Annotated in this window: 7 protein-coding genes and 1 pseudogene; 1 reads left to right on the plus strand and 7 read right to left on the minus strand. The window is 42.1% G+C overall.

All coding sequences use genetic code 11. From position 1 onward, the window contains the following. Window positions 1-50: 50 nt before the first annotated feature. Window positions 51-1,829 carry a hypothetical protein gene (locus B0I21_RS17860; RefSeq protein ID WP_133641860.1) on the plus strand — a complete coding sequence of 593 codons (1,779 nt, stop codon included), beginning with the start codon at window positions 51-53 and terminating at the stop codon, window positions 1,827-1,829. 430 nt (window positions 1,830-2,259) lie between these two features. Here B0I21_RS17860 and B0I21_RS20610 read toward each other — a convergent pair whose 3' ends face one another. The 7 genes and pseudogenes from B0I21_RS20610 to B0I21_RS17895 all read right to left on the minus strand — a co-directional run bounded on the left by B0I21_RS20610 (window position 2,260) and on the right by B0I21_RS17895 (window position 12,246). Then, a complete protein-coding gene (locus B0I21_RS20610; RefSeq protein ID WP_166637895.1) occupies window positions 2,260-2,643 on the minus strand; it encodes a DoxX family protein in 384 nt (127 codons plus the stop codon). Between the two features lie 1,033 nt (window positions 2,644-3,676). Next, a pseudogene (locus tag B0I21_RS20615) lies at window positions 3,677-3,781 on the minus strand (transposase); the annotation flags it as partial. Between the two features lie 25 nt (window positions 3,782-3,806). Further along, the gene (locus B0I21_RS17875) at window positions 3,807-4,931 is read right to left on the minus strand and encodes a DUF1735 and LamG domain-containing protein (protein ID WP_133641861.1); all 1,125 of its coding nucleotides are present in this window, start codon (window positions 4,929-4,931) and stop codon (window positions 3,807-3,809) included. A gap of 24 nt (window positions 4,932-4,955) precedes the next feature. Further along, a complete protein-coding gene (locus B0I21_RS17880; RefSeq protein WP_133641862.1) occupies window positions 4,956-5,966 on the minus strand; it encodes a glycoside hydrolase family 18 in 1,011 nt (336 codons plus the stop codon). A 68-nt stretch (window positions 5,967-6,034) separates the two neighbouring features. Beyond that, on the minus strand, window positions 6,035-7,648 hold the full coding sequence (locus tag B0I21_RS17885) for a SusD/RagB family nutrient-binding outer membrane lipoprotein (RefSeq protein ID WP_133641863.1): 1,614 nt from the start codon (window positions 7,646-7,648) through the stop codon (window positions 6,035-6,037). Window positions 7,649-7,665: 17 nt separating this feature from the next. Further along, on the minus strand, window positions 7,666-10,893 hold the full coding sequence (locus B0I21_RS17890) for a SusC/RagA family TonB-linked outer membrane protein (protein WP_243836231.1): 3,228 nt from the start codon (window positions 10,891-10,893) through the stop codon (window positions 7,666-7,668). 768 nt (window positions 10,894-11,661) lie between these two features. Further along, complete coding sequence (locus B0I21_RS17895) at window positions 11,662-12,246, minus strand: hypothetical protein (RefSeq protein ID WP_133641865.1); 585 nt, start codon at window positions 12,244-12,246, stop codon at window positions 11,662-11,664. Between the last annotated feature and the right edge of the window lie 58 nt (window positions 12,247-12,304).

The raw sequence follows: 12,304 nt of genomic DNA on the forward strand, positions 1-12,304 counted from the left end.
CCAATCAATTATACTTATATAAAAGTAACAATCAAATTAAGCACAAACAAATGGAGAGAAGTACCCCGATCATCTTATGCCTTCTGACAGGCTTGTTCGTATTAATATCATGCAGAAAAGAACATCTACAAACGCTGAGTGAACGTCAGGAAAAGTCCATTCAGATATTAAGTTTTTCTAATGCAGAATTAAGGAACTATTTAGACCAGGCCGAATACCCAAAGCCGGCAAAAATAGAGTTGAAGTCCTCGACCGCAGATTCGGGCTTACCGAATGTTCCAGACGACTTTAATTCACTGAGTTCTGTAGCAAATGTTGACCCGTATGCCGAGTTGCTTACTTCTGTAATTGATAATAATTACGTAGAAGCGATATTAAATGCTAATGGTGAGATTATTGTAAGTGACGTATTGTATAAAGTTACGCCGTATGGAACCTTCTTTGCTGGTAAAGATAATGCTGAAAATCTTACGAAACTTTACGAATCAATAAATAAATCCTATCCTATCAAAACAGATGAGGATTCTTATAAACGAATAGATCTATCCGCATTTATAGATGTTAACGCAGACCTGGGACTTGGGGAAGATATGGTTTTTTTGAAAGATAATATTGGGTTCATACCGACCTTCGTGGATGACAAATCGCTCAATCTACCAACGAGACCATCAAGATTAGACGATTTTATGACGGAGGATGACCAACATACCGGACGCCCAAGTCGCGAAGGAAGAGAGCCCATAGATAGCACCAGTCGTGGCGATGATGGTTCGATAGTTACGAACGGACCCCGCCCCAGCCGTGGAGGTGATGGTTCCACAATTACGAATGGACCTCGTCCCAGTCGTGGAGGTGATGGTACATCTCGACCTTCTCGTACCGGCGAAAACCTTATCACCTCAGGATCAGAGCTTGATCCGGCAATGTTTGAAAACCTCTTGGTACGACAGATGAACAATCCAGAAGGAAAACTACTAAAAACCATTTTTGAAAATAGTACCGAGTACAACTACTTTGATGACAGTGATTATAGAACGAGTGTTTTACTGTATAATCGAAATTACGGCTTCGCAAGAAGTGTTGGAATTAAAGTGAAGCAACAAAAAGCCGGCGGCTTTTTTCAGCTAGGCATCTGGGGAAAGGTTAATGCCGAGGAAATCGTTGCTGGCTGGACTGCGGTAGAATTTGAGACATTAGATCTTATACCTCCAATGAGTTTAACGTCTGATGCTTGGCGTAGCTTCACAGATCCGACATGGAATAAGCCTGATTATATTCCGGTATATAAAGCTGGTGATATCTTTCAAATTCTTGTCCCTTACGATATTCCAAATATCTTCCCAATCGGTCCAGATAATTTCTCGGGAGAGTTTAAGATCAATGAAAAGACTGTAAAGCCACTTTTAAAGCAAGGATGGGATGCGCTTAAGAAAAAATTAGAAACACCCATTGGAACGAAAGTAAAAACCATCAACGTTAAAGATGGGACTATTGAAGAAATTTCGTTGGCAGAACTGGATAAGGCTCAGTTAGGCTTAATATACAAAAAGGTAGAAACAGCGGGTTCGGACGGTAAAGTGAGATGTGTGTTGATGCCTTATGTGACAAGAGAGTTTAATCAAGATAAGATCGAAAAAGAGTTTGCTTTCGCTATTCAGGATTTTGAAATTAAAGTCTCCACCGATTTTAAAAGTATAAATTTCGATCCAAAAACACTTGATAATCTTAAAAAATCAATCAAAAATGGGTTTCGGTTTACTCGAGCCGACGTTTTCGGTGCATCAAAGAGAAACGGCATCTGGCGAGGTGTTCGAGTCTATACAAAGTAATATACCTACATTTAGTCACTATCGATATATATGGTGAAAGACCCTGCTGGATATGACCGTTGGTTGTCTTTAAAAACGTCAATTCGCCTATTTCCGTATAATAAGGTATCGGCAGAATCTATAGATGCAACTTGTTACTTATTCTCATATGTTGGATAAGTAACAAGTTGATCTTCATAATAAATCATCCGCTGATCTGTATAAGTTGCAGCCCCTGAACTGTACGATATGCCTTCTTTCTGAAAGCACTGCACAAGACCCACCTTAAATAGTTCGATGAAAAAGTTCACAGATACCGTTTGCGTGAGCGCTTTTTAATTTATTTTAGGAGGTAAAGGCTGCCTTGGAATAAGTAGCTATGAGAGTCTGTTGGCTTCTAGATCCAAATCCCTCTGATAGTATTCCATCAATCTGCTATTTTCTTGGTATATCAACAGCTCATCTTATCAATACTCCAATCCCCTTCACCGTATTGGACGAAAGAAAAAAGTATTATAGTATACGGAAACTTCGGAAGATAAAAAAAATAACTATACCATGATAGAAGAAAGTCAAGATTACTTGGCATAGTATGCATATCGACCGCTGCAAGTGCAGCAAAGAGCATACAAATTAACACCGAAGCACATATACGAGTAAGAAATCCCACACAGAATAACAAACCGAATATCAATTCATCTGTAGCCAAAAAACCTGAAACAAAAATGGGATGAGGTACCCCTATTGCTTTCATAGCTGTATCCATTGATTCAATAAATACAGGATCAAAAAGCTTTTTGTAGCCACTTATTGCAAAAAAATGCTGCGATGGCAATTCGCATAAAAGTTGGCATGATATTGAACTTGCATAACGAAAAACTTAAAAATGGATTATTTCTGTTTGATTTCATTGAATAATATTCGTATAACAGTGGACGATTTCGGATGCTATTTGTCCCATTGAAATAATAGGAAATAAGAATATGACCAATTCAGTTTGGTATTTGTGAAATTATTTATGTTTCAAACTATCAAGCGTTCAAGATTTGCAGGTCCAAAAAGTTGACGGTATAATCAAATAATATGCGAGCTATAGAATCAATCCTTGACCATTCCTTTTGAGCTGCGAATGAAGCGGCCTGCGAAGCAGAATGAAAAAGAAAATTATGGATGTAATTAGTTTTTCCAGTTGCCGGGTTACCCGTTGTGCGTGAACGCTGGTATCCAATGTAATGGAAAGCGTCTCTCACTGAAATCGTCCATGACGTTCAATGTACATATCGTTTTTCCACTGGCCAGCGTGTCTTGCATGAAATCAAGACTACGGGTGATGTTCGGTGCTTTAGGACAGCGTAATGGTGCTTCTAAGCGTGCCAAAAAACGTTTCTTGCGTTTGTTCCTCAGATTGGCCCCCATAGTTGTACAAATACGGTAGACACGCTTATGTTTCCAGACATGGTGCAACTTTTTGAGCCGGTGATGCATCATCCACAAACCCCACGCCCGGTGGAGTTCTGACAGTTTGGAAAGCCTAACGATGACTTCCGTGTCATTGTTAGGCTTTGCTCGGTAGTAAAAAACAGATGTAATTAGGCAGAATATTGCAAGGGTCTACCGTAGGCTCATCCCGAAATCTTCGCGCGGCAACCTACGAGCTCACGCTTTTGGTCAGACCCTAGAGCTTTTTATTCGTTTGTGTTTGTATTAGTGGCACGATGAACTCACTCCGATCGGTCTTCGATAACGTCTTTTAAAACGGCGATCCGTAAAGTCTGCGCGGCAACAATCTTTTTGTACCGGGCCAACCACTTTTCCATTTCATTGAGCTACTTGAGTTGTGAGACCTCCATGTCCGAACATTTGCTCTTTCAGGAATAGAACGTTCCTTGACTGATGCCGCGCTCACGGCAGATCTCCGAAAACGAATGACCCGACTCCTGGCGTGATAAAATTTTGATGATCTGTGATTCGCTAAACGTGCTTTTTACAAATTAATTCCTACTCGCAGCGTATGCTTGGTGTCCATTGTATATTGCTTGCCGCAACTGCATCTCTGTTATGTCCACTTATATCCTTTATTGAACGACCTTCTGCTGCATTAAACTTCCAGTAACCAACAAGTCCAGCACTTGAGGGATCGACACCACATATACCATTGGTTATCTCAGCCTGAGATAAAGCCCTTGACCAAATTCGAGCCTCGCTTATAGCGCCATTTAAACCACGCCCTTGCGCTGATCGACCGAAATAAAAGCCGTCCTTGGTATTGGTCAAATCAAATACTCTATTAGCAGTAGTAGTTGCTAATAGCTGTCCATCGACATAAACGCGAAGCTTGCCGGCATCATAAACTGCAGCGATATGATACCATGTTCCAGTGTTGAATGCGAAATTCACATTGGTAGCCGTTACCCCACCTGCAGCTTGAAGTTGATTAGGCTGTACCGTAACATCACCGAAACGCAATAAAAATGCTTCTTCAATCCCCATTATACTACTAATAAAAGGAGAGCTTGTCTGAAAGCTATTCGCCATCACGCGCGTCTCCATGGTAATATTTGACATAGCCCGAAGAGATTCGTTATTTTTTGAAAAATCGACTTTAAAGTAATTATTGGTCAGCACGGCAGCGTTAGTTATAATAACCTGCTTGATGATCAAATAGAAGGTTTTAGATGCCTCAATAAGTGGCAGACCAGATACCTCACGTATGGTGATCGGCATCATGTATGCTTTACCGACTTCAAATTTATCGGTGCCGGTGATTCGGAATGTTACTGAGTTAGACAATGTGGTTCCTGGCTGTATTGAAACCATGCCTGAGGAAAAAGTATATGCACCATCGGGAACCGCCTCATATGAGGTTCCAAAACGTTCATTATAGGATGCGATCAAAGAAGGGTCGGCAACAATCTCAGCGCTTACTGAACTTTCGGCAGGTTGCGTAGCTGTAATGTTAAATGCTTGTTCTCCGCCACTATTATCAACTGTCAGCTGGCCGGTATTACTAACCTCAGCTGATGTTAAGTAAACACTGCTTGCATTGAGGCTTTCATTTTTGCAACTGCAAATAGAGCACACAATAAAAACAGCATACAACAAACTATATATTTTATTTTTCATACTTCTAAAAGTTATAGAACAGTACTACTGTACTGCCGGATTCAAAATTTGTATCGCCTCCCTAGTCCATTTGTAATCTGGGTTTAGCGGATACTCGTATTCGGTATGATAGCTTCCGATACCGCCCTTGGGGCCCTCGATGGGATTCCAGTATGCGAATCCCAATAAAGATGGAATTCTTCCATAACGAGGGTCAGAAAAAGTGACCCCGCCATTTCGCCAGTTTGCCTCAAAATTCTCGCATGGAACAAATTTGTGCGGTGGACATTCACCAAGCCCATAAGTGCGAAGGCGATTTTGAAGCACTGTTGGAGAACTTGAGTTATAGGCCTGTTGCATGAAATAATTATAATAGGGCTCAATTTCGGTATGGCTGTAGCCGTCAATAATCAATAGCTTATCCGTGCCCGATTTTGGCCCCAAATATTTGCCCAAAGCTTCAAACAAACGCAAAACGTGAGGGTTTCGACCGTTAACTGCATATCGGCTACCGAATATTGAATTGAACTCTGCTGATTCCGAGGGTTCGTAGTCCAAGTCAAATCCATCAATATTGTATAATGCGATGGTATCAGCAATCGCCCTGGCCACATCGTCTATAGCCTTCATGACATCTGTTTCCACTAACTGTGGATCATTTCGTCGCATAATCTGCTCTACGCCACTACCAAAACTCGTTATTACGAATCTAGTACCCTTCGTTTTACGTATCTGTTGCATCGTCTCCCAGTTGTGCGATCCCAAAGGCGGCATCCCACCCCAGAAAGCGACTATATCGACACTGTCAGGAATTTGGTCTATTACGCTCATAGTTTCCGGACTTCCAGGTGTGTTTAATCCTCCCCACCATCCAAAATAGATTTGATGGTCGCTACGTTTGTAAGCTCGAAGATTTTCGTAGTACACATCATCTCGCTGGGGAGTTAATCTCTCTACCGCTTCGGCGAGAGGATCATTATGCTTTTTGCAAGCTGCTGAAAAACATAATGACGTTATTAAAATTATAACGTACAATTGAAATTTGATTGCATTCATGTTATATCTAATTTTCTAATATCTGGTTGACTGTATTAATAATCTGATTTTCATATTAATCTTTAACACTATAAGGGACGTGCATCCCACCAAAGGCGCGTTCCTCCGTTATCTGGGCCACCAAGTAGAGATATCGCTTGTTCCACCTGAGCGCCATTCTCTTGATATTGCTGAAGTGGATATGGCAATCGACGAACCTGAACAGCTTGGTCAACTGTGCCGCCACTGCGGTTCAGTGCAACAGGAAACAGCCTAGGGTATCCTGTACGCCTAAATTCTGTCCAAGCTTCCTGACCGTTTGGATATGTCGCTATCCATTTTTGAGTAATTATACGTTCTAGATTTACTTGGAAAGTATCTGAGTTTCTCCATCTGATAGACACACCTCCCATAGACGTACGGCTGTAGGCACCGCCTGACGTGTAATCCGTGTAATCGGCGGGCCGCAATATTTCATCGTTAAGGTATCCGGTTGGCATATTAACACCAAGTTCCGCAAAAGAAAGCTGTACACCAGCCTCATATAGTTGTTGAGCATTACCATTCATATTCCAGCCACGTAATGCACCTTCAGCACGTAGAAAATATACTTCAGATGCACGCATCCAAGGAATCCCGGTATCGTCTGATACATTGAGTCGAGAGAATGGTTGATACAGTGCCGGTACGACATTAATTCCTGTACGAACACCGACATATTCATCGGGTCGAATAACAGAAGGTAGAAAGAAGCTGGCGATCCGAGGGTCTTTGTACCCTCTAAGATAGGAATCCATCGATGCTCCCATTCTAGCCTCATTATAGTCTTGGGTTAATGTTCTCAAAGGATTTTTGAAGTTCAGTCCTGCTGCAGGTTTCTGGAGAGCTCCATCTGCAACGATGTCCAGCAGTCCGGCAGGATGTCTTACAGCTTCTTCCGCTAAAAGGCGTGCGTTGGCAGGATCAACATAGACCATACGTATAGCTAGCCGAAGTTTTAAGGAATTAGCGTACTTCGCCCACTGCATATAGTCACCGGCATAAATCTGGTCATAAGGTGCCAAAGTTTTACCTGCCGAAGCACCCTTTTTATGAAGCACATCAGCTGCCTCCCCTAACTCCTTAATAAACGTCCGATATAGACTCTCTTGGCTGTCATAGGCCGGTGTAAAGGTACCTGTTGGAATCTGAGAATAGGGCACAGGACCATAACTATCCGTCATCCGGATCATACCGGTAATTTTAATAAGCTGTGCAACAGAAAATTGCAGTGAATCGCCCGAAAGGGCTGTCGCTTCCTCCACCTGCTTCCAGGCATTCATCAACCGCCCAGACAGACTGAATTGCTCATTGACCCACTGAAGATTAAACCCATACGTCAGGTTGTTCGTATTTCCATTCCAGTTGTTGGCTTGGCCCATATAACCTGAATAGCAATCTGCAGCAAGGTTAAAAGCAACTTGATAGCTATTTACGAAAGTCGTGCCCGCTCCAGCATCTGCAGCCGGAATTACCGCATTGATCATGATCGGAAAATTCCGACCGATTAAATAGCCATCTGCTTCCATTTGCTCACGCGTAGCGTTGTAAGGGTTGGTGTTGTATTCAGCATAGTTTTTAGTACAACTGGCTAAAAAGAAGCTGACCATTCCAGTACCGAGGGTAAAAAACCAAAGTCGGCATATTATATTTTTACTTTTCATGAGTGTACACGTTGAATTTAAAATTGGGCTCTGATACTAAATCCAAGACTCCTATAACTGGGTTGGCGGAAGTAATCGACACCTTGATCGTAGGTGCCGGTGGAGGATGTAGATTCAGGATCGAAAGGTGATTTATTGTAAAACATAAATAGGTTTCTGCCGGTTAACGACAGCCGTATGGCAGGACCTTTGTCATCAAACCAAGCGGTTGGAAGATTATATCCTAGCGCCACCTCTCGCAGACGTACGTTGGTTGCACTGTAAATGTAATAACCAGCCATACCACTCGTTCCAAGGCCAAGCGTATTGTAATAGCCTTGCACATCGGGATACAAGCTGCCGTAAACCATTACACCACCATTATCTCGATCCAGCGCAGATTGTTCAGAAACACCGAATGCATCCATCATCGACTGCGTATAGGATACTCCAATTCCTCCAACACGCGCATCAATAAGAAAGGACAAATCGACGCCCTTGTAGGAAAACTGGTTATTCCACCCTAAATTAAAGTCGGGCATCGCACTCCCCACATAGCGACGAGGAATCGTCACTTGCGCAATGGATCGATCCATCGGATTAACCCATAAGTTACCTTGATTATCTTCTCTCAAAACTTGAGAGATATAGAAATCAGCCATCGTTCCTCCTACGGTTAAAACGTTCTGGAAATCACCCAAGCCGCCAACAAGACGTTGTTCATTCTCATAAGGCTCACTGGTAGCTGGGTTTATAAAACCATCCGAAAGACGCATCACACGGTTTCTATTCAGAGAGAATACGAGTCCCGATGTCCAATCCAACTGATTGAACTTACCATGATGCGACAAGCTTGCTTCAATACCGCGGTTGCGGATGTCACCAGCGTTGTAAAAGAAAACCGTATAGATACTACTGCCCAAAAGTGGCTGTTCTAAGAGCTGGTTCGTGGTGTTCGATTGGTAGGCCGTAGCATTCAGTGTTAAGCGATCTTGCAAGAAGCGAAGTTCGATACCTGCCTCATAAGACCGCGTACGCTCGGGTCTGTAATCAGCGAAAGGTGCTGGACGAAAAGAATCGTCTACTAAAGAGAACACCGGATTGGCGATTCCAAAGCGTGGAGGATTTCCTACTTCAGCATAAGAAAAGCGCACTTTAGCAAAGGAGATTGCTTCCTTTGAAATATTCCACTTATCGCTAATCACACCGGACACACCTATTGATGGGTAAAAATAAGACGAGCTTGTCGCAAATTCCTTTGGCAATTGAGAGGGCCACTCATATCGTCCTGTCAGATCCATAAACAACCAATTTTCATACCCGAATTGGGTCGTAGCAAATGTAGATTGTAGTTGTGTACGACTGTAGTTTTGTGTCGCTGGATTATCTGTATTCTCCTCAACAGAATAGAAATTGGCTAGCCGAAGAAGATTTCCCCCTGCACCCAATCCATCCACAAGGTCATCTTGATAGCTCGCTCCAACATTAGCACGCAATGAAAACCTATCAGAAAACTGGTGCTGCGCACTAGCTATCAAATCGAGGTAAGTATTCTTACTGCTTGTTTTGCCGGTGAGGTAATACCCGAATTCAGAGGCAAATAATCCCCAAGTTCCTGCTGGTCTTTTTGTTTCGTTATGCGCAATGCTGTTATCAATACGAACACGTCCAGTAATGTTTAACCAACTAGACAATTTATAATTTGCTGTGGCGCTCATCATGTAGCGATCGATCGTATTGACACGCGTTTGTGCATCGGAAATCCAATAGGGGTTCTGCATACCAAGTCCTTGATCTTGATATGGCCAAAATTGGGTAGAAATCAATCTATTCGGATCATACCTCGAAAACACCCGATACTTCCTAAAGTCATCTCCTGGAGGAAAAAGATATACCGGCACTATCGGATTCTGGTATTGTCCCTGTGCCACCATATTGTTATCGTCTAGTCTCACATACATGGCGCTAAAGTCTGCTGTCAACCGGTCAGTAAGCTGGCTATTATGCCGTAGATAAAAGTTATAGCGGTTAAATGTATTGTTCCGGATAAGTCCCTCTGCATTGTTTGCTCCTGCCGAAAACAGTGTTTGGCTCCGTTCTGTACCTCCCGAGATACTGGCAGAATTAAAAACGTTGAATCCTGTTTGGAAAAATTCGCGCGGACTATAGTTCGAAGCCTGGGGTAGTCTTGCTCCCCAACTCGCATATTCCTGTGGATTTGCCTGTCCATATGTATTCTGGAACCTTGGCATGACAAAAGGTGAGAAGAAATCAGAGCTGTGTGAAAGACTGACTTTTATCTTGCCACTGGTACCTTTTTTTGTATTCACCAATAATACCCCATTTGCTCCCTGATTACCATAAAGCGCAGTAGCAGAGGGCCCAGTGAGCGCAGTAATGCTTTCAATATCTTCAGGGTTGAAACTGGATATTCCCTCTCCACTTACCACGCCTTCAAATGGGCCATTCGCGGCGCCTGCATTTGTGTTCGGGATTGGAATTCCATCAACGACATACAATGCATTATTATTACCAGCAATCGATTTGGTCCCCCGCATCACGACGCGGGTAGCGCCCCCAATGCCGGACGAACTTGAATTAATGGTAACGCCGGCAATTTTTCCTGTTAGGCTGTTGACAAAATTGGCATCTTTGTTTCGGGTAATCTCTTCAGCTTTAAATTCCTGCACATTGTAGGTCAATGCTTTTACGGATTGCTTAATCCCCAAGGCCGTTACCACGATAGCCTCCAATTGTGCTTGCTCCGCCAGCAACACGATATCAAGCTGGGTTTGTTGGCCTAATCGCAGTTCTTGGCGAAGGTATCCCATAGATGAAAGTACGAGAGTGTCTCCGAATTCGGCCTCCAGTCGGAAGCGTCCGCTGATGTCAGTGGACGTACTTCCTCCTCTGCTGCGATTGACAACAGAAACGCCTGCCAGCGCCCGCCCCAAACTGTCTCGCACAACTCCCTCAATAGGTTGTATACTAATGTTTTCCGACTTAGTTTTCTCTAGTTCATGATGCAGTACGTTGTACGAAGCTAGTGCCTGAGCAACAGGTGCATTGCTAAGATTGGCCATCACTTTTGGGCTTCTGGATACTAAATTGCCATCGTGAAAGAGATCATATCCACTTTGCTGTCGGATTTCCTTTAACATGGATCCTAACGGTGCATTACCCTGATCAATAGTGATCCGGTGTGCCATCGTAACAGCACGAACTTGTATAAATGATACGAAAAGTAATAAGACAGTTAGTCGCATAACCACTAATGCTTTTGGGTATAGGGATCCCACCAGATCCATTTTAATTAGATATTTTATATACATTTGCTTAATGTAGTGTGTGATACAGTCTGCCTAAATATTCCAAAGTACAGACATCTAGAGTAATAATATTCATTTTTAGAGCGTGTCCGCCAAATTTTAAACAGCGTCATAAGCTATCTACGTATAACTGTTTTTTAATCATTTATCTGTTTGATTTTCTTTCATATTACAGGTTGTTTTGGGTTTATATTATGTTAATTTCATCAAGCTCATTATTCCGATTGACATAAACTTTTCGTCCACGAACCTCAAAATTTACGAGGTCGAATAGTTTGATCAGGCTTAATAGTTCGAATAGCCTTTTATTCCGGAAAACCCGGTCCCTCTTTGCACGCTATCGTAAAAAGACGAGAAGTAGATCACTTCTATGTCGTATCATCGGATTATTTCCTTCATCACTGTTCGGAAATACAATTGGTTAAGGGAAAAATCACCTTCAGTTTAAAACTTTAGCACGTTCATATCATATACAAGTTAGACGACTGAAATTTCAAATTGTCCCTAATTTTAAAAAAAAGCTAAATCGATCAGCTATTTAATTTATCCGTTAAAGTTCGCTGGTCTTGTGACAAATAATGGTTAGCCATTCAGCAGCGAGTATGTAAGCTTCCCTTAAAACAGCTATGGATATTAATGGAGCCTACTATTCTTGGACGAGTAAATACTCGGGCATGGAGGTTCTAATTTCAAGTCTACCAAGTTTTAGTAACTCTTATATTCCATCAAAATCCTTTTTAAAGTTAATCCGGAAAATATCAGAGATAAAGTTCCATCGGTACTCTCGCCAGCATAATTTAAAGCTTTATCGACGTAAACTTGATTCACATTGCTCCCTTCATACTTTAAATATTTAGTAAGATTCGCGCCATTAATTGACCTGGTTGCAACGCGCCCAAAAAGAGGGTGATTTTTAGGATATCTAGTATCGGTTACGGTCTGCCCAGTCGTGATAACATAAACGTTCTTTTGACCAAATCCTATTGTCGCATCTTGAATATCAAAGCTCTCTAAATGGTAATCATCTTCATTATCAGGTTTGATAAAGTTGATCACGCAATTGTTATATCTTAGAGATTGTACTGTCTCTCCCGAAAATTCATCATATCGAGAAGATTTACTCGTAGGTAGTCCAAAGACATTTTGGAAATCGACAGGCTTGCCCCCAATTTTAACTCCTACTGTATTATCGCTGGGTTTAAGTAGGTACATTTTGCTGGCATCCGTTAAATCCTGCGCCGTAGCCCATGCACTGCAAAATAACACAAGAGCTGTTAAAACTGTTTTCATATTTATCTCTGTCTATTTATTACGAGGATTGATTGGTTTTCCGGTGGAATCACACTTG

Origin of the sequence: Sphingobacterium paludis (assembly GCF_004364125.1) — a bacterium.
GTDB classification, from domain to species: Bacteria; Bacteroidota; Bacteroidia; order Sphingobacteriales; family Sphingobacteriaceae; genus Sphingobacterium; species Sphingobacterium paludis.

Coding starts and splice junctions, on each gene's coding strand:
- B0I21_RS17860 (WP_133641860.1), top strand. CDS start 51: ATGGAGAGAAGTACCCCGATCATCTTATGCCTTCTGACAGGCTTGTTC.
- B0I21_RS17885 (WP_133641863.1), bottom strand. CDS start 7,648: ATGAAAAGTAAAAATATAATATGCCGACTTTGGTTTTTTACCCTCGGT.
- B0I21_RS17880 (WP_133641862.1), bottom strand. CDS start 5,966: ATGAATGCAATCAAATTTCAATTGTACGTTATAATTTTAATAACGTCA.
- B0I21_RS17875 (WP_133641861.1), bottom strand. CDS start 4,931: ATGAAAAATAAAATATATAGTTTGTTGTATGCTGTTTTTATTGTGTGC.
- B0I21_RS17890 (WP_243836231.1), bottom strand. CDS start 10,893: ATGCGACTAACTGTCTTATTACTTTTCGTATCATTTATACAAGTTCGT.
- B0I21_RS17895 (WP_133641865.1), bottom strand. CDS start 12,246: ATGAAAACAGTTTTAACAGCTCTTGTGTTATTTTGCAGTGCATGGGCT.